Source organism: Butyrivibrio sp. MC2013, from assembly GCF_000424585.1.
Lineage (GTDB): Bacteria > Bacillota > Clostridia > Lachnospirales > Lachnospiraceae > Butyrivibrio.
The window spans coordinates 58,566-82,542 of the sequence record NZ_AUKE01000012.1 but is presented as its reverse complement, the minus strand read 5'-3'; the positions used below and the strand labels follow the sequence as shown (position 1 = coordinate 82,542).

At 43.5% G+C, this 23,977-nt stretch carries 18 protein-coding genes; 14 read left to right on the top strand and 4 right to left on the bottom strand.

Annotated features, from left to right (window positions below; genetic code table 11):
* Positions 1-14: 14 nt before the first annotated feature.
* Positions 15-947, bottom strand: a complete 933-nt coding sequence (locus G636_RS0108640) for an ArsR/SmtB family transcription factor (RefSeq protein ID WP_026507728.1) — start codon at positions 945-947, stop codon at positions 15-17.
* A 731-nt stretch (positions 948-1,678) separates the two neighbouring features.
* On the opposite strand from G636_RS0108640, the gene G636_RS0108635 reads away from it, so the two are divergent.
* The 12 genes from G636_RS0108635 to G636_RS0108580 all read left to right on the top strand — a co-directional run bounded on the left by G636_RS0108635 (position 1,679) and on the right by G636_RS0108580 (position 16,875).
* Positions 1,679-2,659 carry an ABC transporter permease gene (locus G636_RS0108635; protein ID WP_051226771.1) on the top strand — a complete coding sequence of 327 codons (981 nt, stop codon included), beginning with the start codon at positions 1,679-1,681 and terminating at the stop codon, positions 2,657-2,659.
* A gap of 16 nt (positions 2,660-2,675) precedes the next feature.
* Positions 2,676-3,617 (top strand): carbohydrate ABC transporter permease, encoded by a 942-nt coding sequence (locus G636_RS0108630; RefSeq protein ID WP_242826942.1) that lies wholly within the window; start codon positions 2,676-2,678, stop codon positions 3,615-3,617.
* 18 nt (positions 3,618-3,635) lie between these two features.
* A complete protein-coding gene (locus G636_RS0108625; protein WP_026507725.1) occupies positions 3,636-5,294 on the top strand; it encodes an ABC transporter substrate-binding protein in 1,659 nt (552 codons plus the stop codon).
* 89 nt (positions 5,295-5,383) lie between these two features.
* Positions 5,384-7,807 carry a GH36-type glycosyl hydrolase domain-containing protein gene (locus G636_RS0108620; protein WP_026507724.1) on the top strand — a complete coding sequence of 808 codons (2,424 nt, stop codon included), beginning with the start codon at positions 5,384-5,386 and terminating at the stop codon, positions 7,805-7,807.
* Between the two features lie 23 nt (positions 7,808-7,830).
* Complete coding sequence (locus G636_RS0108615) at positions 7,831-9,273, top strand: phosphoglucomutase/phosphomannomutase family protein (protein WP_026507723.1); 1,443 nt, start codon at positions 7,831-7,833, stop codon at positions 9,271-9,273.
* Between the two features lie 106 nt (positions 9,274-9,379).
* Positions 9,380-11,086, top strand: coding sequence for a sensor histidine kinase (locus tag G636_RS0108610; RefSeq protein ID WP_081668335.1), 1,707 nt, complete (start codon positions 9,380-9,382; stop codon positions 11,084-11,086).
* A complete protein-coding gene (locus G636_RS17900; protein WP_051226768.1) occupies positions 11,083-12,429 on the top strand; it encodes an ABC transporter substrate-binding protein in 1,347 nt (448 codons plus the stop codon). Before G636_RS0108610 ends, G636_RS17900 begins: the two co-directional genes overlap by 4 nt.
* Positions 12,430-12,461: 32 nt before the next feature.
* Positions 12,462-13,244, top strand: a complete 783-nt coding sequence (locus tag G636_RS0108600) for a response regulator transcription factor (RefSeq protein ID WP_026507721.1) — start codon at positions 12,462-12,464, stop codon at positions 13,242-13,244.
* Positions 13,245-13,274: 30 nt separating this feature from the next.
* Positions 13,275-14,450, top strand: coding sequence for an N-acetylglucosamine-6-phosphate deacetylase (gene nagA, locus G636_RS0108595; RefSeq protein ID WP_026507720.1), 1,176 nt, complete (start codon positions 13,275-13,277; stop codon positions 14,448-14,450).
* A 148-nt stretch (positions 14,451-14,598) separates the two neighbouring features.
* The gene (locus G636_RS0108590; RefSeq protein ID WP_026507719.1) at positions 14,599-15,396 is read left to right on the top strand and encodes a transporter substrate-binding domain-containing protein; all 798 of its coding nucleotides are present in this window, start codon (positions 14,599-14,601) and stop codon (positions 15,394-15,396) included.
* A 26-nt stretch (positions 15,397-15,422) separates the two neighbouring features.
* Positions 15,423-16,079: an amino acid ABC transporter permease gene (locus G636_RS0108585; protein ID WP_026507718.1), complete on the top strand. Its 657-nt coding sequence runs from the start codon at positions 15,423-15,425 to the stop codon at positions 16,077-16,079.
* Positions 16,080-16,128: 49 nt separating this feature from the next.
* Positions 16,129-16,875 (top strand): amino acid ABC transporter ATP-binding protein, encoded by a 747-nt coding sequence (locus G636_RS0108580; RefSeq protein WP_026507717.1) that lies wholly within the window; start codon positions 16,129-16,131, stop codon positions 16,873-16,875.
* Between the two features lie 64 nt (positions 16,876-16,939).
* On the opposite strand, the gene G636_RS0108575 is transcribed toward G636_RS0108580, so the two are convergent.
* The 3 genes from G636_RS0108575 to G636_RS0108565 form a co-directional block, all read right to left on the bottom strand.
* Entirely contained in the window at positions 16,940-18,625 is a 1,686-nt protein-coding gene (locus G636_RS0108575) for a sensor domain-containing diguanylate cyclase (protein ID WP_026507716.1), read from the bottom strand.
* Complete coding sequence (locus G636_RS0108570; protein WP_026507715.1) at positions 18,618-20,363, bottom strand: GGDEF domain-containing protein; 1,746 nt, start codon at positions 20,361-20,363, stop codon at positions 18,618-18,620. The genes G636_RS0108575 and G636_RS0108570 overlap by 8 nt, the downstream gene beginning before the upstream one ends.
* A 262-nt stretch (positions 20,364-20,625) precedes the next feature.
* Complete coding sequence (locus G636_RS0108565; protein ID WP_051226766.1) at positions 20,626-21,036, bottom strand: hydrogenase maturation nickel metallochaperone HypA/HybF; 411 nt, start codon at positions 21,034-21,036, stop codon at positions 20,626-20,628.
* Positions 21,037-21,165: 129 nt separating this feature from the next.
* Between G636_RS0108565 and G636_RS0108560 the strand changes: the two genes are divergently transcribed.
* Both G636_RS0108560 and G636_RS0108555 read left to right on the top strand, forming a co-directional pair.
* Positions 21,166-23,100: an NADH-quinone oxidoreductase subunit 5 family protein gene (locus G636_RS0108560; RefSeq protein ID WP_051226764.1), complete on the top strand. Its 1,935-nt coding sequence runs from the start codon at positions 21,166-21,168 to the stop codon at positions 23,098-23,100.
* Positions 23,097-23,960, top strand: coding sequence for a respiratory chain complex I subunit 1 family protein (locus G636_RS0108555; RefSeq protein ID WP_026507712.1), 864 nt, complete (start codon positions 23,097-23,099; stop codon positions 23,958-23,960). Before G636_RS0108560 ends, G636_RS0108555 begins: the two co-directional genes overlap by 4 nt.
* Positions 23,961-23,977 lie beyond the last annotated feature (17 nt).

The window sequence follows — 23,977 nt, the reverse complement described above, 5'->3', positions numbered from 1 at the left end:
GCCATTTTCAATGATCATTTTTTGTCATAGAACTCCATGACAATATTCTGTGGATAATCTCCGAATTTCTCCCCAAAGAGATTAAAGCCTCCAACATATTTGGCGTCCGGACGAACTTCAAATTTGAGAGCAATAAATGGATTATCTGTGAGCTTCAGGTCCTTAAGGCTGATATCAGAGAAAGCCTGATTGTCAAGAAATGAACCGTTATCGGTTATATCAAGCTCTCTGAGCTTGCCATATTGAGTAGATCCTGAACTCCACCATTTGGGGTTGAGCCTGCCGGGGCGTCCGCCGTAGTCTCCGTCGCATCTCATATCTCCCAGCCTGATACCGTTGATGCTAAGCGTAACATCGCTGGCCCAGTCATTTTCATAGCCCAGGGCTTCTGAACAGATCTCAAAAGAAAAGTGGATCCTGTTGATGCTATGATCAAAGAGATAGGAATTATTAAAGCGGTAATCCAGAAAACCGGTACTAAGCCAGATAAGCTGGGCCTTGAAACGATTGGGGCTGCAAAATACCGCAACACTGTCTTCAATCCCAAGATCTTGAGCTTCACTTACCATTCCGCAAGACGGAGTGGCTTTGTAATCAAAATAGCAGCCTACAGGCATAGACTGAGTATAAACGCAATCAATGTTGGGCCTTGTATTATCTTTGAAGAAATCAATGTTGACTGCATCCACAACGACGCCGCAGAGCTTTTGGGAACCTTTTGAACCCGGTATGACCTTTGTTGAAATAAGGCCGGCATCCTCCAGGTTTTTGACATAGAGAGCTGCGCTGGATGCGGGGATGTCAAATTCCTGGGCTATATCTGATATGATCGCGGGCTTTTGCGTCAGAAAGTTCAATATCTGAAGTCTTATAGGTGAAGAGAGCGCTTTGCAGACGTTTATGATCTCGTTTTGATTATGCAGTGCATAGTTAAGTTTTTCTTTCATTATTTAATATCCCCTTTACCTTCACTTTTTTTATTATATAAAATATGTCTTTTTAAAAACAAGTATCAAATAGGAGAGAATGCTCAGTGTTTTTCATATATTATGCACATATGTATTAGCTTGGATTATCGGTTTGATAGACGTCAAACTACTATAATACAGTAATTTAAACATTATTTGTGTTGATAAGTATATGTTATTGACGTACCTTCAGAAATACGCATTTACTGCGTATTTCGTGAGAACATGTTGCTGGCAAATAGGCCCAGCGGCCCTAGCCGCTCTCAAATGGCCTATTTGCATACATTCTTGGATTATTTATCCAAGAATGTATATGTTATTAGACGTACCTTCAGAAACACGCATTTACTGCATATATTCTTGGATATTTTATCCAAGAATATATGCTTCCTCAAAAAGAAGAACCCCGAAACGATTGTTTCGGGGTTCCTGCAAATAAACATTTAAACCAATGGGGGTTGGTTTAGGGGAGGAGTCCTGCCGACCTTTGCCGGCCGGCAGGGGATCAAAATGAAATGTAATCAGTGGGGTAATTACTTCAGTTGGTAATCTTATTGTAGCATCTTCGTTCCAGGATACAATTAAGTGACCCTAAACAGTTATTAAGGATTTCTAAACTGGCCGCCAAAAATGAACAAATTATAACAAAAGTGGCACTCAAATATTAACGGTAAAACGATTAGACTAATATCTGTAAGGGGGTAATTGCTATGGGTTTAGAAACGGCAGAAAATAAAGGCACAAAAAAGGAGAAACGTCAGCTCCTCACATCTAAAAACAGCAAGACTCTGCTGTTAACGACCATGGTGCTTCCCGGTGCTATCTGGTTTTTTCTTCTCAGATATGTTCCAATGGCAGGTATCGTCCTTGCGTTTAAGAATTACAAGGTATATACCAAGAAGCCGACCTTTTGGAATAATCTGATACACAGCAAATGGGTTGGGTTCAAAAATTTCGAATTTCTTTTCAAAACAACAGATTCCAGGATCTACATAAGAAATACACTTGTATATAACATATGCTGGATCATACTTGGCCTTGTAGTATCTGTAGCATTTGCGATCATACTTAACGAGCTCACAAAGAAGTTTCTGGCCAAGTTTTACCAGACACTGATGTTCTTCCCTTATTTCCTTTCATGGGTTGTTGCTTCCTATTTTGTACTTGCTTTCCTGGATCCCACAAGAGGACTTATCGATAACTACCTGATCTCTCATGGTAAGGATGCAATAGACTGGTACAATCAGGCAGGCTATTGGCCTGTGATACTAACGCTTTGTAATGTATGGAAGAATACAGGTTACTCCACGATACTGTATCTTGCAGCTATCACAGGTATAGATCCTACATTATATGAAGCAGCCGAGATAGACGGAGCCGGCAAATGGCAGCAGATAAAGAATATCACTCTTCCCGCCATCCGTCCTATGATCAGCATCCTGCTTATCATGAACGTAGGTAAGATCTTTAATTCAGATTTTGGTCTTTTCTTCACAGTGCCTATGAACTCAGGATCTCTTTTCTCAACTACCCAGGTTATAGACACATATATTTACAGAGTTATGACAGCCACCAACAATATCGGAATGAGTACGGCGGGCAGCATAATGCAGAATCTCGTTGGATTTGTATTTATTGTTGTAGCTAACCGGATAGTCCGTAAGATTGATGAAGACAGTAGTCTCTTCTGAGGAAAGGTGGTAAAAAATGGATGTTACAGTAATGCAGGATGCAATTCCTGTTAACAAAAAGAGGAGAATGAACAAAGTCAGCATACCGGTGGAGATCCTTTTTCACCTTATCATGATCGCGTTCTGCCTTCTGTGTATAGTTCCTTTTGTATTCGTAGTAGTTATTTCATTTACAGCACAGGAAAGCATCAGATCCATAGGTTATTCATTTACGCCATTGGCATATTCTCTTGATGCTTATAACTACATATTAAAACTTGGTACACAGCTTTGGAGATCCTATTTTAACAGCTTCTTTATTACTGCTGTTGGAACTTTCTTCAGTATGCTGGTTACCATAATGTATTCTTACGCTTTGTTCAGGACAGACTTCAAGTTCAGAGGCTTCTTTAACTTCTTTTGCTTCTTCACAATGCTCTTTGGCGGTGGTCTGGCTCCTACATACGTAATGTGTAAGACAGTACTCGGCTTATCAGACAGCTATGCGGCTATCATTATTCCCATGCTGCTGAATCCCTTTAATATCATAGTAATGCGAACCTTCTTTATCACATCTATACCTCGTGAGCTCATTGACGCGGCATTTATAGATGGAAGCGGTGAGTATTCAACGCTGTTCAGGATTATTATCCCTATTTCCAAACCGGGAATCGCAACAGTATCACTGCTTACTGCACTGGCATACTGGAATGAGTGGTTCATACCCATGCTCTATGTTAGAGATGCCAAGTTTATACCTCTTCAGTATCTGCTCATGCAGATGCAGACCAAGGTTGACTTCCTTGTTAAGAATAGCGGCGTGATCGGAGCTGAGGCTTCATCTATCATGAGCTCGCTCCCTGCAGATTCACTCAAGATGGCACTTGTTGTACTGATAGTAGTACCTATAGCTTTTGCATATCCATTTTTCCAAAAGTATATTATATCCGGTCTGACAATAGGGTCAGTCAAGGGATAATTATAAAAGGAGGAAATTATGAAAAGAAAACTGTTATCATGTGTTCTTGCTGCATCTATGGTGATGTCCATGGCTGCATGTGGTTCTTCGGGAGAGACAAGCGCCCCCGCTGAGCCTGAAGCAGCTGAGGAAGTCCAGGAAGAGACAACTGAAGAAGCTGGAGAGACAACAGAGGAAGTTGCCGAAGAAGCTGAAGAAGCTCAGGAAGAGACAGAGGTTAGTGCTTCTGATCTGGAGCCTGTTACTCTGAAGATGTACTTCCACGGAAGTAACGTAACTGATGATTCGGCAGTTCTTGAGAAGGTTAATGAATACCTTACAGAGAAACTGAACTGCACACTTGAGCCCATCTGGGGAACATGGGGTGACTTTGATACTAACGCTGTTCTTGCTCTGCAGGGTGGTGACGATGTAGATATCTACTTCACATGCTCATGGAGCGCTGATGAGTACAACAAGTTTGCAAGAGACGGTTACTGGGTACGCCTTGACGACCCTGACAATAATCTGATCGAGCAGTATGGCAAGGATCTGTGGAACCTTCTTCCTGAAGTCCTGACAAACGGCGCAAAGGTAAGTGGTGCTGACGGTGTTGGTACATACGCTGTTCCCGGATACAAGGATATTGCAACCCAGAACTGCTGGGACGTAAATGTAGACAGACTTACAGAGCTGGGCTATACAGTAGACGATGTTAAGGCTATGGACTATTACTCAATGGGCGATATGCTCCAGGCTGCTAAGGATAAGTATGGCAAGGATTTCTATCCTCTGCTTGTTGAAGGCGCCGTACTTGAGCGTATGGTTGACAACGTAACAATCGTTACAGGTGATAGCGGAACAGGCAACTTCATGTCTTACTACATCAATCCTGATGATGTATCTGCTGAAGGCGCTTATGGCAACAAGATTGTTAACAAGTTTGCTACAGACGAATTCAAGAAGTTCGCAGAGAAGACAAGAGAATATTATGAAGCAGGCTACATTGATCCCGCTATGGGCAATGCTCAGCAGGCAAATGATACCAGAAGCCAGAAGCAGCTTTCCGGCGAGTATCTCATTGGAACACAGTCCTATTCACTGGGCTATGAGCTCCAGGCTTCTCAGGAGCGCGGCATTGAAGTAGCAATGGTTCCTTGCACAGATCCTTATGTTGATACAACTTCTTCTCAGGGTGCTATGATGGCTATCTCCACAGCTTCTCAGAATCCTGAAAGAGCTATGATGTTCCTGAACCTTCTGAACACAGATCCTTATCTTATGACTCTTCTCAACTATGGTGTAGAAGATGTTCACTATACAAAGGATGCTGACGGACTGGTAACCTTCACAGATAAGAGAGCTGAGTATCAGCCTTGGACAAACGGTGTTGGTAACGTAACAATCCTTCCTCCTACAGCTGATCAGGGCGCAGATTTCTGGGATGGCTTCAAGGCATACTACGGAGCAGCTAAAGAGATCCCGATTCTTGGATATGCATATGATTCTTCAGAGATGGAGACTCAGATGGGTGCAGTTGCAAACGTTGTTGCTGAGTACATGCTGCCTCTGTGCACAGGTACTGTAGATCCCGACGAGAAGCTTCCTGAATTCCTTGATAAGCTTGAAGCTAATGGAATCAACGATGTTCTGGATGATGCAAACGCACAGCTTGACGCTTTCATGTCAGCAAAATAATAAGCCACTTGAAAATATGATCTTAATGAATGAGGTGCCGCCTATATGGGGCACCTCAATTTAAAGAAAAGCCTCAGGAGAGTATAAAGATGCAGTACGGATATTTTGACAATGAACACAAGGAATATGTTATTAACAAAATGAACCTGCCCACATCATGGACCAATTATCTGGGTGTGGAAAATATGTGCGCAGTAGTTAATCATACTGCAGGCGGATATGTTTTTTATAAATCTCCCGAGCATCACCGTATCACCAGATTCAGAGGAAACGGTGTGCCTATGGACAGACCGGGATTCTATGCATATCTTAGAGATTCTGCAGACGGTGATTACTGGTCAATCTCCTGGCAGCCTGTTGCCAAGGACCTGGACAAAGCCAGATACGAGACCAGACATGGTCTCTCCTATAGCATATACAGCTGTGATTATAAGGGTATCCATGCCAGCGAAAAGGTGTCCATCCCTATGGGTCAGGATGCAATGGTATGGGATGTTAACGTAAGGAACGACAGTGATATTAAGAGAGAACTGGATCTTTTTACATATGCGGAGCTGTCTTTCCATGAGATCTCCATTGATAACCAGAATTTCCAGATGAGTCTGTACTGCGCAGGCACATCCTATAAAGATGGTATTATCCTCTCTGATCTTTTCTATGAAGAGGATGGATATGAGTTTTTTACATCTAATACTAAAGTGGACGGCTACGATACAGTAAGAGATTCATTCCTGGGAAGCTACCGTACGGAGTCCAATCCTTTGGCAGTGGAAAAAGGTGCATGCTCATCATCAGAAGAACTTGGCAATAATCACTGCGCCAGCCTTCAGAAGAAGATCTCTCTTGCACCCGGAGAAAGCATCCGTATCCTTTTTTTCCTTGGTGAAGGTAGAGAAAAGGAAGCTTTGGCTATAAGAGAAAAATACGCAGATTCTGCGGAACTTGACAAAGAATATGACAGGCTTGCTGATTTTTGGGCACAAAAAGCAGCTGCCTTTTATGCAAAGACACCTGATGAAGGTATGAATACCATGATAGACATCTGGACTCTTTATCAGGCTGAGATAAATGTAATGTTCTCAAGATTTGCTTCCTTTATAGAAGTTGGAGGAAGAACAGGACTGGGATACAGAGATACAGCTCAGGATGCTATGACTGTGATCTCATCAGATCCTGCAACCTGTAAAATGAGGATCAAACAGCTCCTTAGGGCGCTTACATCCACGGGTTATGGAATACATCTCTTTGAGCCTGCGTGGTTTGATCCGGATATAAATGAAGAGGAAGATGATTTTGATTCTCCCACAGTTATCCCAGGGGAGAAGGTAACGAGTCATGTACATGGTCTTGAGCATGCCTGCGCTGATGATGCTCTGTGGCTGGTACCTTCTGTTCTCGAGTATGTCAGAGAAACAGGAGATATGGTTTTTCTGAATGAAAAGATAGGCTATGCTGACGGTGGTGAGGGCACAGTATACGAGCATCTGAAGATGATCATAGATTTTGCAGCATCCCACATAGGCAGCCATGGTGTATGCCAGGGCCTTAGAGCAGATTGGAATGACTGTCTGAACCTGGGCGGAGGAGAGAGTACACTGTGTACCTTCCTGGAATACAATGCCAGGGTACAGTTCGCGGAAGTTGCAAACTACCTTGCTTCCAAGAATACCGGAGAAGCTAGGGAGGTTTATAAAAAGGATGCCGATGAAATGAATGCAGCGTTGGAAAAGCTTTCCAAGCTGACAAACGATACTCTTTGGGATGGCGACTGGTTCCTTAGAGGTTATACAAAGAGCGGACGTAAGATTGGTACTTCTACAGACGAAGAAGGCAGGATCCATCTGGAATCCAACGCCTGGGCTGTATTGTCCGGCGCAGCAGACGAAGATAAAGCAAGAAAAGCGCTGGATTCAGTACATGAGCATCTTGCAACTCCCTATGGTATCATGCTCAATACTCCCGCTTATACCAAGAGAAATGATGAGATTGGCTTTATCACCCGTGTATATCCCGGCCTTAAAGAGAATTCAAGTGTATTCTCTCATCCCAATCCCTGGGTATGGGCTGCAGAATGCAGGCTGGGCAACGGAGACAGGGCATTTGAGTACTACAAGTCACTGACACCCTATTATCAGAATGACAAGATAGAGATACGTGAGGCTGAGCCTTATTCATATTGTCAGTTTATATCCGGCAAGGATCACACAACCTATGGAAGGGCACATCATCCCTTTATGACAGGAAGCGGTGGTTGGGCATATTTTGCAGCAACACACTACATGCTGGGTATCAGACCTGATTATGATAAGTTGATCATCGATCCCTGCATTCCTTCTTCCTGGGATGGATTCGAAGTAAGCAGGATATTCAGGGGCACAAGATACGATATTAAAGTCGTAAATGAAAGCCACGTATCCAAAGGTGTAAAGAAGCTGATGCTGGACGGTGCCCAGGTTAGCAGTATCCCTGCAGAGACTTCTGGTAAAGCTCATCAGGTAACAGTAATAATGTAAGCGGTTTAGGAGAGGAGCATTTCATGATCAAATTCGGAACCGGCGGATGGAGAGCCATCATAGGTGATGAATTCACCAAAGAAAATATCCAGATCCTGGCCATGGCCATGGTTGAAAAGATGAAAAATGAACACGTGGCTGATGAAGGTATAATCATAGGTTATGACAGGAGATTCCTATCCAAAGAGGCAATGAGGTGGTGCGGTCAGGTATTTGCACAGCATGGCATCAAGGCAAAGCTGGTCAACAAGTCCAGCCCAACACCTCTGATCATGTACTATGTGGAAGCTCATAGCCTTCATTACGGCATGATGATCACTGCCAGCCATAATCCGGCTATATATAACGGAGTAAAGGTATTTACCTATGGCGGAAGGGATGCTGACGAAAAAGAGACAGCAGATATAGAGCATTATATTGCAGATGTAACGGATATTCCAGTTCCTGAGATGGATTATGATGAGGCAGTGGAAAAAGGACTTATCGAAGAAATCTATCCCATTAACGAATACCTGGATAACATATTGAAGGCTGTAAATGTACAGGCTATCAGGGATGCAAATCTCCATATCGCGCTGGATCCCATGTACGGTGTGGCTGAGACTTCCATCAAAACCATACTGATCACGGCAAGATGTGAAGTGGATACCATACACGGTCGTCATGATACACTCTTTGGAGGCAAGCTCCCTGCTCCTAATGAAGAAGCATTGAGACAGCTTGGAGCGTTTGTTGTGGACAGAAAATGTCAGATAGGGCTTGCTACAGACGGCGATGCGGACAGGATTGGTGTGGTAGATGATACAGGAAGATATCTTTCTCCTGATGAGATCATGATCCTTCTATATTATTATCTTGTTAAATACAGAGGTGAGAAAGGTGCAGTAGTTAGAAATCTCTGTACCACTCACATGCTTGATCGTATAGCGGAAGAATTCGGCGAAAACTGCTACGAGGTGCCTGTTGGATTTAAGTGGATATCTGCCAAGATGACCGAGACAGGTGCACTGATAGGAGGCGAATCTTCCGGAGGATTGACTGTACGAGGTCATATCCATGGTAAAGATGGCGTATACGCTGCTGCTTTACTTGTTGAAATGCTGGCTGTTACCGGTAGAAAAGTATCTGAGCTCATGAATGAGATCAGAGAACACTACGGCACAATCTATATGAGCCAGAGCAGTTACAGATTCAAGGCTTCCAGGAAAGAAGAACTCTTGAACATTCTTTCCAAGGACAGGAAGATCCCTGAATTTACTCAGGAAATTGACCATGTATCCTATATGGATGGATGCAAGGTTTATTTCAAAAATGGAGGATGGGTAAGCGCAAGATTCTCTGGAACAGAGCCCCTGCTCAGAGTATTTGCGGAGATGCCCAGCAAAGATGAGGCAGAAGCCGTTAGCGAAGCATGGAGAGTCTTCCTGGGGCTCGATCATGACGGCAACGGCAAGAATGCTGCATAGTTTTGTATCTCCAATCTCACTTCTTTCTTCTTTGACAGATGCCGATGCCCTTAGGGTATCGGCATCAACCCTTGTATAAGAAAGCAGGTCGGTTTACAATCTGAATATGAATAATAATAGCAGACAGCACACTCTAAGAGGGGAGATAATGAGGATGCTGATGCTGTTCTGGTTCATTCCTCTGCTTACCATACTTCTTGTACTGATGTTCGGTGCAAGTACCCGTATCAGCAGGCAGACGCTAAGGACGCTCTCTGTGTCTATGAAACAGGCTACGGAGATATGCAGTCTCAGGATCAACGACTGTATTAAGGCTTCCAGGAATGCAACTTATCTTCCTGAGCTTCGTGATATTTATTCAGAGTACGAGGCAGGAGGAGACAAAAACAGTCTATATAATTCAGTTACTCTATTCCTTGAAGAGCAATACAAATTTAATCCATATTTCGAAATGACCGTTCTGACCTTCAATGATAGTCCCGATGATATTTATTACACCAGATCCGAGAGTATGGAACGGTCAGGAGCTTCCTTGTCAGAGCTCAGGCGCGATATATGGCCCGATATCAAGCTCTATGCCAAAGGGCTGGATACCAGGGTCGGTTTTCTGTGCGCAAAAGATCGAATGTATATGGTGCGAAATGTTGTAGATAAACATTTTGAGCCAATCGCGATCATTGCTATGGAGTTGGACAGAAATGAGATATTCGGAAGTCTGACCAGTGTATGGCAGTACCAGGGCATGTCTGTATGGTACGATGATGCTCTGTGTTATACTAGCGGCAATACCGATAGCGGTTACAGGATCTATGAACAGAGCAGGATAGAAGATGCTTATTTCAAGTATGGTGTTGACTATGACAGAAATGGCGCCTTTACAGAGAGAAGGAGTATATCTCTTGCTTTTGCCACTCTCCTTATTATGACTATCCCTCTCTTATACGGTATCATTTCATTTACCAATAAGAGGATCACAGGACCTATATCCGGTCTGGCTCTTGCTTCCAAGGAAATAGCCGGAGGTGATTTTGATGTAAGAGTTGCAGCAAATACAGATATAAGAGAGATTGATGATCTTAGTGTCAACTTTAATCTGATGAGCGAAAAGCTCAAGGAGCAGTTCGAGAGGATCTTTGTGGAGGAGATCGCTCTTAGGGATGCAAATATACATGCTCTGCAATCTCAGATCAACCCGCATTTTTTAAATAATACTCTTGAGATCATCAACTGGGAGACCAGAATTGCCGGTAATGAAAAAGTCAGCCAGATGATAGAGGCTCTGTCTACAATGCTTGAAGCTACACTGGACAGATCGGGAAGGCCCCTTATTCCTTTAAGAGAAGAGCTTTCATATGTAAAAGCATATATTTTTATAATCCGCTGCAGATTTGGTCAAAGCTTTGAATATAGCGAAGAGACTGATGATAGCATCATGGATGAACTGGTACCCAGACTTGTGGTCCAGCCTGTTATAGAAAATGCTGTAGAGCATGGTGCCGATGCCGAAGGCAAACGAAGAGTGTTTATGTCTGCAGGCGCCACAAGGGATGTGGATGGCAAGGTCAGTCTCATAGAGATCAGGATTGTCAACAAGGGGGTTCCTACTTCCGGTGATTGGGATAAGATCAAAAAACTCCTTTCCACGGAGGATGAACCTGGTGATAATCGTTCGCTTTCTATTGGTATCAGAAACGTTAACAAGAGATTGCAGATTATGTACGGAGGAAGTTCGGGCCTTTCTATCACTACGGATTCCGAAGGTAACACAGTCAACACTATCCGTATAGATACTTCGGGAGGTGGCGTAGTATGAAGAGCAGGATATTAATGATAGCTGCATTGGCGCTTTCTGCGATCTTCCTTACAGTTTCCTGCGCACCAGGACATGGATACAGGGATTTATGGGTTCAGGACACAGACCCTGTTACCATTACAGTCACAACTACTTTTGCAGGCGAAGACGAGGATGGAAGGATATACCGTAATGCAGTGCACGAGTGGGAGAAGGAGAGCGGATATAAGGTAAGGGATAATTCCACGTCTTCCGATGAGACCTTCAAAATGCGTGTAACTACCGCCTTTGAAGCAGGTGACGAACCGGATGTGCTCTTTTTCTTTAACGGGGCGGATGCCGACGAGTTTATAAAAGCCGGCAAAGTAGTGTCGATTGACGAGATCAGGAAGGACTATCCTGAGTATGCGTCCAATATGAACGATAGCCTTATTGGTAAATCCCCTGCAGACGGCGTAAGATATGCCATCCCTATAAGAGGTTATTGGGAGGCTCTATATTGCAATATGGAAGTATTGGAAGCGGCAGGTGTTGAAAAACCGGGACCTGATACCGATTGGAATGAATTTCTGGAAGACTGCAAAAAAATAAAGGCTGCCGGCTATATACCTATTGCGGCAGCTCTGGGTAATATACCTCACTATTGGTGGGAATACATGATATTTAACCACCAGAGCCCCGAAAGCCACCTTGTCATACCCAGTAGTAATGTGGATGGTATCGGACTTCAGTGGCAGGCCGGAATCACAGATATCAAGACACTCTATGAAAGGGGCTACTTTCCTGCGAATACACTTTATGCCACAGATGATGAGACATTTGCGATGTTTATGGACTCCCAGGCGGCCTTCCTTGTAGACGGCTCCTGGAAACTGGGAAGTATTGTGCAGGCCTGTACAGTGAATGAGGCAGACGAGAGCACCCTTGATACGGAGAGGCTTGATAATTTTGATGTTACTTATTTTCCGGGGAACGGCGGCAGAAAATCCACAGACCTTATAGGCGGCTTTTCTATGGGCTACTATATAACCCGAAAAGCTTACGAAGATCCGGGGAAACAGGCCGCAGCTGTCAGCTTTGTAGAATATATGACTTCTACCAAGAACGCTGTTTTATTTGCTCAGCATACGGCAACAGCGCTAAAAGAAGTCCCTGATTCGGATATGCAGCAGTATAACAGCCTGCAGCTCAAGGCCATGAACATGATGACAGGGGTCACCTCTTTTACAGGAGCCGTCCAGGATCTGTATAACGGTGAGTGCAGGGTGTCTACATTTAATGAAATGCCCTCCCTGGTTACAGGAAGAAAGGATATATCCAAGGCTATCCAGGAGGGACTTGATATCTATCACGAAAGCGAATAACATGCAGTGTTTCGTATGCATGGAGGAGTGGTATGTACAGAGTAGTACTTGTTGATGATGAGCCTGTTATAGTAGAAGGCTTAAAAAAAGTAATAAAGTGGGCAGATTACGGATGCGAGGTTATCGCTACTGCCAATGCAGGTCAGAGCGGGTTAAGGCTTGTAAGCAAAGAAAACCCCGATATACTGATAACTGATATAAGAATGCCCGGGATGGACGGCCTTACCATGGTGGCGGCACTAAGGTCAGAACACCCGGATATGGAGATCACTATACTTACCGGTTTTCCTGAGTTTAGTTATGCTCAGGAAGCTATAGCACTTGGATGCAGAAGATATCTTCTTAAGCCTTCCAAGATGTCAGAGCTTGAAGAAGCTGTTCGCGCCATGACCGGCAAGCTGGATCAAAGAAAAGCCCTTAGGGGAGAAGGAGACCTTCCGTCGCTTCCTGCGAAAGAGGACGAGGAAGTACTTGACGAGTCTGCTGCAGGCAATTTCATCGTAAGTAATGCCCTTGCATATATTGAGAGTCATTATAATGAAAAGCTCACCTTAACTGATGTGGCAGAGCAGGTATATGTAAGCTCCTGGCATTTATCAAAACTCCTTAACAGGCAGACAGGGCAGAGCTTCTCTGAAACTGTTAATTCAGTTAGGATAACCAAAGCCAAAGAATACCTCAGGGATCCATCCCTTACTATCGCAGATGTAGCTGAACGCTCCGGATTTGCTGATCTTGCCCATTTTGCAAGAGTCTTTAAATCTGTGGAAGGGGTTCCTGCAGGCAAATATAGAAGTCAATTGACCATGGAATAACGGATAATACTAAAAAGGGAGGGAATAAAAGTGAAGATAATTAACGGACTTGTTTACACAGACGAGGGCGTATTCAAAAAAGGCTGTGTAGAGATAAAAGACGGACGTATCCTTGGAGTGTCCCTTGAAGAGGGTCTCACAGGCTGTATTTCAGATTGCAATGATATTTTGGATGCAGAAGGAAATTATGTGATCCCAGGCCTGGTTGATGTACATGTACATGGATGTCATAACAGAGATTTCTGTGATGCAGATATGGAGTCTATTTCTGATTTTCTGGCATATGAGGCCAGTCTGGGCGTAACTGCGCTGTGTCCCACCACTATGACTGTACCTGAGGAGAGACTGCTCTCTGTGGCCAGAGAAACAGGCAAATACCTGGATGATCTGAAGGCTGATCCCACAGCTCACATGAAGGAAGCCGTTTTTGCGGGTATCAACATGGAAGGCCCCTTTATATCCCCTGCCAAAAAGGGCTCACAGGAAGAATCTGATATCAAAAGAGCTGACAGTAAATTTGTAGAAGAAATGCAAAAGCTTAGCGGCGACGCAATTAAGCTGGTGGATATTGCTCCCGAGATGGATGGAGCGATGGAATTTATTGACGAAATGAAGGACAAAGTTGTCATATCCATTGCTCATACCAATGCTGATTACGATACATGTATGAAGGCTATCAGCAAAGGTGTGCATCATATAACTCACCTTTATAATGCAATGAGCCCTTACACTCACAGAGCTCCCGGAGTGATCGGAGCTGCCAGCGACGACCCGGAGAGCATGGTGGAGCTGATCACAGATGGTTTCCATATCCATCCCTGTGTTGTACGCAATACCTTTAGGATATTTGGACCTGAGAGGGTGGTCCTGATCAGTGACAGCATGAGAGCTATAGGAATGCCTGACGGAGAGTACGAGCTTGGCGGCCACAAGGTTACAGTGACAGGCAGAAAGGCACTTCTGGCAGATGGTACCATTGCCGCTTCAGTTACCAATCTCTATGATTGCATGAAAGTATGTATCAATGATATGGGTATTGCTCCCGAGATAGCGATAAGAGCTGCATCTCTTAATCCTGCAGTATCTATCGGCCTTGATAACGAGCTTGGAAGCATTACTCCGGGTAAGATTGCTAATATCCTCATAGCGGATAAGAACAATTTTGATCTTAAGGCAGTTGTCCTTAAGGGCCAAAAACTCAGCTGATCAGTTAGCCTTAAAATCTGGTAGAAGATAGTATAAAATGGCGATCCCGGCGATCGCCATTTTATTATGAAAATAGCTATTTACAAAGGCACTTTTATATGGTACAGTGATAAACATCTAACGAGTTAAAGCTCATAAAGGAGGATTTATGAAAAAGAAGATAGTGGCACTGGCAGCGACTCTTATTATGTCAGCTATGCTTTGTGCATGCGCAAACAAAACTCAGACAAGTGATTCTGCAAGTGATGTTGAATATATCAAGAATAAAGGAAAGCTTATCGTAGGTATAACCGATTTTGCTCCCATGGACTATAAGAATGACAATGGTGAGTGGATCGGATTTGATGCAGATATGGCCAGAAAAGTGGCTGATGAACTTGGCGTAGAAGTTGAATTTGTAGAGATTGACTGGGATAATAAGATCCTGGAGCTTGATAACAAGTCTATTGACGTTGTCTGGAATGGAATGACACTCACAAGTGAGGTTACATCTTCAATGGAGTGTACAAAGCCCTACCTCAATAATGCTCAGGTTGTAGTAGTTTCTTCTGACAAGGCTGCAGATATTACAGATGCTGCATCTGCTGCTGATCTTTACTTTGCAGTAGAAGCAGGCTCTGCAGGTGAGGAAGCTGCTAAAGAGAACAACTACAATTACACAGCACTTACCTCCCAGGCTGATGCTGTTATGGAAGTTGCAGCAGGTACATCTGATGCCTGCATCATTGACCTTCTCATGGCCGGCGCAATGATCGGAGAAGGCACATCCTATCCGGGTCTTGCTCATACAGCAGAGTTGACAACTGAAGAGTATGGTATTGGATGCCGCAAGGGATCAGATCTTGCTGCGTTTATTAACGGATGCCTTGACAAGTTTGCTTCAGATGGATCTATGAAGGAAGCAGCCGGCACATATGGAGTACAGGAAGCTCTGGCTTGGAAATAATCATTTAGTCATAAGGGATCTTTATTATGTTTTTAACGGTTACATTATCGCTCCTGGAAGGTTTTCTGGGAACATTAGAGCTTTTTGCGCTGACGCTGATACTCGCTCTTCCTTTGGGGCTCCTTATCTGCTTCGGGTCTATGAGCGTATCAGCACTTATCAAATATCCTGTTAAATTTATAATCTGGGTCATCAGAGGGACACCTCTGATGCTCCAGCTTATTATCATTTATTACGGGCCTGGTATTTTCCTGGGTAATAACGTATGGGGATCCGGAGATACAGGACGTTTCCTTGCGGCTTTGACTGCTTTTGTCATCAATTATGCCTGCTATTTCTCTGAGATATACAGAGGTGGAATACAGTCTATACCTGTGGGCCAGTATGAGGCCGGCAAGGTACTGGGTATGACTGACAGGCAGATTTTCTTTAAGGTAGTACTGCTTCAGGTGATCAAGAGAATCGTACCACCTATGTCCAATGAGATCATTACTCTGGTAAAGGATACATCGCTTGCCAGAGTTATTGCTGTTTATGAGATCATTTGGAATGGTCAGGCATTTATCAAATCAGCAGGAATCATCTGGCCGCTATTTTATACAGGCGTTTTCTATCTGGTCTTCTCAGGCCTTCTTACATGGCTTTTTGGCCTTATTGAAAAGAAGCTTTCATATTTCAGATGATCCCAATAAGATGCGGGGCGCGTATAAAAGCCCTGCATAGGAGGTAAATGTGTCTATTCTTGAAGTAAAGAACCTAAGCAAAAAGTTTGAAAATACAGAAGTATTAAATGATATTAACTTTACAATGGAAGAAGGGGAGACTGTGTCCATAATCGGATCTTCCGGAAGTGGTAAAACCACCCTGCTTCGCTGCCTGAATTTCCTAGAGACTCCGGACACCGGTATCATATCAGTAAAGGGAGATGTTCTTCTTGATTCAGATGATCCGTCCACTTTATCTGAGAACAATATAAGGCATAAACGTCAGCATTTTGGCCTTGTGTTTCAGCAATTTAATCTTTTTCCCCAGTATACAGCTTTGGAGAATATCATGCTGGCACCCAGGCTTAAGGGAGAGTCAAGCGAGGCGGAGATAAGGGAAAGAGCCTTAAAGCTTCTGGATCTGATGGGACTTAGTGACAGGTCTGAAAATTATCCCCATCAGCTATCCGGAGGTCAGCAGCAGAGAGTGGCTATAGCAAGGGCACTTGCCCTGCAGCCTGACATACTTTGCTTTGACGAGCCCACATCTGCCCTTGATCCTGAACTTACAGGCGAAGTTCTGAAGGTCATCAAGAGGCTGGCAATGAAGAAGACCACCATGATCATAGTTACTCATGAGATGGCCTTTGCCAGGGACGTATCCGATCAGATACTATTTATGGATTCCGGTATCATCCTGGAAAGAGGTACACCGGACAAAGTATTTGGAAACCCCGAGAATGAACGTACGAAGCAGTTTGTACAAGCCATATAATAAAACCCAAAACCCTTCTTTGCAGTAATCCTGTCAGCAGGCTGTAAAGAAGGGTTTTTAACTTTCAACTTCTGGATTTAAGTCCCAGGGCCTTGTGTATCTGCCTCTTGTTGGCATACATGCGCTGATCTGCCAACAGGTATACAGAATGAGAATCAGCTTTCTCAAATTCACTACTGCTGGCATAACCTGAGGCAAAGCTCCGTGTGTACATAGGATCTGTAGCATTTAATGTCTGAAGTTTGTTTTTAAGGATTCCTATTCTTTCATCAACCCAACCGGTTTTGGTATTCTTTGTAATGATTATAAATTCATCTCCGCCTATTCTGGCACAAAAATCACCCTCTCCAAGGCATTCCTTGATCGCCATGGCAAATTCGACAATATATCTGTCTCCTGTAGCATGACCGTGCACATCATTGATCTCTTTTAGCCCATTAAGATCCAGAGAGACTATCGAATAGGGCTCAGAAGCGCTGTCCAGCTCCTCCATTAAACTGTCGCTTTTTGCTCTGTTGGGCAGATCTGTCAGGCCATCAGCGTACGCCAGATGAGTAAGAGAGCTGTATTCACGCTGTCTTGCATAAGATTCTGCAATATATAGGTAGTAATTGATCAGCAGACAGAAGGTATTGACCAGAGCACCAATAGGCATGACAAAACGGTCAGGTCTATAGAGCTCTATAAACCTCCAGGTTCTGAACTGATAGATAAGTACACCGAAGATCAGCATACCTCCCAGGAAGCTGAAGCCATTCATCAGAATTCTGTTGGAAGGCGAAAGTTTCTTGCCGTTTTTATCAAAGAAACTATAGTAGAAGATTATTATGATGATAACCAGTCCCATGAGGTGCACATACTTAAGGGTGTTGATCATGTGAAGTATATTGGTGTAATGCAGTACGATAAAGGTAAGCGCAAGGACAGAGCCAATTGCGGCTATTACCCTGTAGCCATTCCTGTGTCTCAGGTCCATAATATTTCCAAAAAGGATAAACGATAATGGTACCAGCAAAAAGAGCGCGACATATTCTATGTCGGTTGTATATTTTAGGCTTATGATTAAATTTCCTACCTTAAAATAGAAGGTCATCCATAAGCCTATATCCATGGTAAAAAGACTGCTGAAGAGCTGTCCTCTTAAGCCATGCATTCTGGGATAGAAGACCAAAGCCACAGACAAAAACAAAGCTCCAAATATAAAAAGGAAAATACCTGTAAGGAAGGGGAAAAGATACATATGGAGCAGCCCCATCCTCAGATCATGGTAATCTCCCAGGATTGGATTGAGCATTTCCTTAAAGGTGGTGTTTTCTCCCGATGTATAGCTGATAACAATGTCGCAGCCCTGATATTTTTGAGGCAGGGGAACATAGATATGGCCGCACCCTACAGCGTCACCCTTTTTTAGTTCTTCCTGGAAAGCTTCTGTGAGAAGCACATCTGCACTGGTCACTTTCACTGCGCAGAATCTGGCATAGATCCTTATTGACGGAAGAGGCAATTCTCCAAGGTCAGGTAGTCTCGTCCTCATTACAAGTTCTTTGCCCTTGGGGAAATTGTTTCCTATCAGTTCATCCAGATCTTCCAGGTTAACATTCTTGTATAGTTTGCCATTATAGGTTATATTCCAGCCTGTCATCAACTCACAGCTTGGATAGCTGGTGTTGTAATGGAGAGAATAAATACAGATGCATACAAAAAAAGCAGATACTATGGAGGTCATTAGGATCAGAAGTTTATTATTCATTACCTGTACCTCCTTTACTTGCAGCATCAAGAGCCGCATGATTGAGCATCTTGCGGATATACATCTCAGCATCAGCTTCCATATATACAAAGTGAGCCGTATCCTTGCCGCCTATACCGGCTGCAACGCCCCAAGAGCAGTGCAGTGGTACCTGGGTATTAGTTTCATTATAAATACCGAGCCTTGCGGTAAGTTCTCTTAAAAGACCGGCTACTTTCTGGTGATCATTACCGATTATTATCACTATAAACTCATCGCCGCCCATACGGCCAGCGAGATAAGCATCTTCAAATATATCTGCCAGTATCCGGGCAAAATCAGCTATCATCTTATCTCCCGCATTATGACCAAAGGTGTCGTTGACAGCTTTAAGCCTGTCCAGGTCAAAGCTTATGATAATAAAATTATCCTTGCCCTCTGTTATTTCTTTGAATGCCTGTTCACACCTGGCTCTGTTGGATATCCCTGTCAGAGCATCTGTATATGCGATGCCTTCAAGATTGGCTCTAACAGTTTTTTCATTAATGTGCTCGGTGATATAGAGGAAGAAGTTGACTATTATGCATATCACAAAGATCAGGGCACCTATACAGGTGAGATTAAGTTGGATATTTGTCGCACTTTTAACGGACAGATATTTGACATAAACAAAATTAAAAAGATCAAGGCCCACGCCTATCAAAAGAGACAGCTGACCCAGCATCAGTATGGTCTGGGAAAAGGTCGGAAGAGCCTTGCCCTTCTGACTCTTGTCATACAAGGGGCGGTACATACCAATGATGATAGCTATTATAAGAATATCTTCCACAACAGAAATGGAATTGACAAAAGGAAGGAAGGTGTTGATATGGATACCCAAAAAGAAGTGAACAAAGGGCATGATCAGCACTGCAATGATGTTGCCTATCAAAAAAGTCCTGGTGATACTGTTTGAAGAAGATGGGCTGCTGTAGATCAAAAAGCCCATCATGGCAGGAGGAATCAGATATAGGGCGATATATTCTATGAGTGTAAATAGATACTCATTGGAGCTGATGTAATAGAAGAAGCCGTTATAGCACAGTATCAGCAGGCCAAAGAGAAAAGAGATCATTCCTGAAAAGATCATGGATGCATTAAAATTATGACCGGAATTGAAGAAAATATAAAGCACCAACTCAATAAGGCCAAAGATCCATAGAAATACTCCTGTAAGTACCTGAAATCTAAGTGAATGTACAAAATGGGTATCCAGATCATCGGCATTGCCATATACGACAGATGGAAGGCCTGAGAATGCCAGAACTTCAGCTCCTGTCAAAGTAATGGTAAACTGCTTGCCCAGATCCTTTGGCAAAACATTGATGAAGTTGTAGTGTACAGGAACCATCTTGCCCTTTTCCATGTAGTCAAAGCCGTAGCGGTAGACCTCGTTGCCATCAATGGAAACAGTTACCGTGGCCAGATCCGATCTAAAGTACAGGACACCGTTTGGTATCTCATAAACAGGCAAGCTATTGGTCATAGTCACACTTTGACCCTTACCCATGAGTCCTACTTTGGCACTTGCCAGAGACACTCCTACCTGGGTACCTTCATCGGTCTTGATCATCCAGCCGTAGTTAATAGGAGAAATAGGATATACAGGAGTAGAATTAAGAAAACTACCGGCAGATACGAAGATAAATACAGGTATCAGTGCCGCCAGCATTGCAAATAAAAGATTATGAAGAAAACCGGATCTCTCCTCAGAAACCATGAATCTTTCTCCATAATAGCATCGATCAGATAACAGATTCTGACATCAAATATAAATATGTCCTTTATTTTATCGGAAAAAAGAGAATTTAAGCTTATATTAGCGCTTGTATTTTAAGAAAGACAACGGAGTGTTATGCTATAATAAATGTATTAGCGTATGAATACGTACGGCTTATAGTAAATTATTAATGCTTTTGGCCGAAATACCAAGGAGTGATGTATCTTTTTATGCAGTAAACCGCTCAAAGAATATGAGCATATTAGTCATCAATGATCATATTTTTGATGAGGAATTCCCTGCCGTTTATAATCTCGCCTTTAGGAGATGAGCAGTTAGGGCAGAGATAGGAATTGTCCTTGCAGGGATGGTATAGCTCCCCGCAATCAGAGCACCTTGTTTTGACCGGCAAATACTCTATTTCAAGCTTTGAGCCATCTAGTATGGTGCCTTTGACTACGCCCGGATAATAACGCTGAAGATATTCGGGGATCAGACCTGTCATCTCACCAACCTGTATGGACAGAGTATCTACTGACTTTGCATTCTGCTCTACGGCAGTAGCTTCTGCAATTTTACATAGACGGGTGATGTAACTTAGTTCATGCATATTTCCGCTCTTTTCACCGGCAATGGAGGCTACCACAGACAGGCCGGATTTGTTATTGCCCACAGTTAATGCTTACTTTAGCATAAAAAACATTTGTATTCCATTAGTTTTTGTGAAAGTTTTAACTAGATTTATATATAAAAACGGTGTACTTTAGTAAATGCGAATAAATAAAGGAAAGGAGCAATTGAAATGGATATGTGGGAAATACCGTTTCTGATATGCTTTCCACTTGTTGTTTCTGTACTCATGTTCTGTATCAGGATCAATAAGATAAGGAATGCAGTAGCTTACGTCAGCGCGGTCATCATTATGCTTATGACTGGAGTACTTACTGTTCATTGGGGCATGAACGGTTTTGCGCCGGCCGAGTTTTATGTTGAGACCGAGCTGGTAGATCATTTTATATTAGGGGCTGAGATCCTCCTTATGTTGGTTGTAACTTTCCTTAGCTTCAAATACAACCGTCCCTGGGTCAGTCTCCTGTCTATTGTGCCTACAGCCGTCATTGCATGGCTTGAGCTGGAAGGCCCGGAGCTTGATGCTATCAGCCATATAAAGGTTGACCATCTCTCCATTCTCATGTGTATCATCATCGGTATCATCGGCAGCCTTATTGTGATCTATGCTGTAGGATATATGCATGGATATCAGCACTATCACACTGAGATTCCTGACAGAAGATACTATTTCTTCATGATACTCTTTATCTTCCTTGGAGCTATGTTTGGCTTTGTCCTTTCAGACAGCCTTCTCTGGATCGATCTCTTCTGGGAGACCACCAGCGTATGTTCATTCCTCCTTATTGGCTATACCCAGCAGGAGGAAGCTATCCACAACTCTTTCAGGGCTTTATGGATGAACCTGCTTGGCGGCTGTGCTCTTTGCGTGGGAATAGTATATTTTGCCCTTGATCAGGGAACCGCTTCACTTAGCGTATTAGTTGAGCAGGGAACAGGACAGGCTCCTGCTTCTGTACAGGTAGCTATCGCTCTTATTGCTTTTGCTGCCCTTACCAAGGCTGCTCAGCTTCCCTTTTCTAAATGGCTCCTTGGAGCGATGGTGGCACCTACACCTTCATCAGCACTTCTCCACTCAGCGACCATGGTAAAAGCAGGTATTTACGTTCTTTTCCGCCTTGCTCCTGCGATGTCCGGTAATATGACAGGTACCATGATCTCCTTTATTGGAGGCTTTACATTCCTGTCAGCTTCTATCATGGCCATTGCTCAGAGCGACGGCAAGAAAGTACTGGCCATGTCTACTATCTCCAATCTGGGACTTATGGTAGCCTGCGCCGGCGTTGGAAGGCCTGAGACAATTTGGGCAGGATGCTTTTTGATGATATTCCACGCTGTATCCAAGTCCCTTCTTTTCCAGGATATAGGTGCAACAGAAAACTCACTTCACAGCAGGGACGTAGAAGAGATGCATGGCCTCCTTTACAGACTGCCTGTACTGGCACTCTTCATGTTCATCGGAATATGCGGTATGTTCCTGGCACCCTTTGGTATGCTGATCTCCAAGTGGGCAGCTCTTAAGGCATCAGTTGATGAGAATAATATAATCCTTGTATTCTTCATTTGCTTTGGTTCTGCTACAACATCCTTTTATTGGACCAAGTGGCTGGGCAAGCTCATTGCTCATACCAATCGTCCTCCTGTAAGGGATATAACCAAGAAGAACGAGATGATATCTCTTTCCATACACGCGGTACTGATGCTGGCACTTTGCATTCTGTTCCCGTTTTTATCATCCGTATATGTAGAGCCTCTCCTTATGGAGATGTTCTCTGAGTCCAACCAGGTTATCAGCAATAATGTTCTTTACATCCTGATAATCCTGATATGCTTCTTCTTTGCGGTTCCTTTCCTTGCATATATTTATGAGAAGAACGTCAAGACCAATAAGAAGCTCTCTTATATGAATGGTATCAATACCGGCAAAAATGATGCATTTATGGGATCTATGGGTGCAGAAAAAGAGCTGGTACTTGCTAATCTCTACTTTAAGGATATCTGCGGACAGAGAAAGCTGATGAACCCCAGCATTGCCATTACAACCGCGGTTATCATTATTATGATGTGTATGATAATTGCTTCAGCTCTGGGAGGTGGAATGATATGAATCAACTTATACCTATGATGTGTTATCTCCTCCTGGCCCCTCTGTGCGGAGCGATCATGGAAGGCTTTGACAGAAAAATATCCGCCAGGATGCAGCGCCGTGTTGGCCCTCCGATATTACAGCCTATATATGATGTGATCAAGCTTTGGAAGAAGCAGGTGATCGTAGTTGAGAAATCACAGAACTTCCTGCTTTTGTCATATCTGCTCCTTACCGTTATGACAGGCTGTATGTTCTTTGCAGGAACTGACCTTCTCATGGTCCTCTTTGTCCTGTCCACATCTGCTGTATTCCTTTATTTCTCAGCAGTTATCTCAGGATCACCTATGAGTACTATGGGTGCCCTCAGAGAGCTGGTACAGGATATGGCATATGAACCTGCTGTACTGCTTGCCGCTGTGGGTTTTTATCTCACAACAGGTACTTTTGATGTACATGGGATCATGAACTCAGATGTGAGTGCCATCGTTAAGATGCCCGGCTTCTTCATTGCTTTTGTATTTGTACTGACCATCAAGATGAGAAAATCTCCCTTTGACAGCGCTCAGTCCCATCATCCTCACCAGGAGCTTGTCAAGGGTATCACAACAGAAATGGGTGCCAAGAATCTGGCCTTCTTCCAGATCACTGAATGGTACGAGATCATCCTGATGCTGGGTGTTGAGGCACTATTTATCGTTAACAAGAATCCATGGAGCTGGCTTGCAGCAGTTATCGTGATCTTACTCACCTATTTCCTGGAGATCCTCATCGACAACACTTCAGCTCGTATGAAGTGGCAGGATATGCTAAAGCTCAGCTGGATAGTAACATTACTTGCCGGAGGCGTTAACCTCATGGCACTTATGCTGATCCGTTAACGATGCCCGGTAACAAT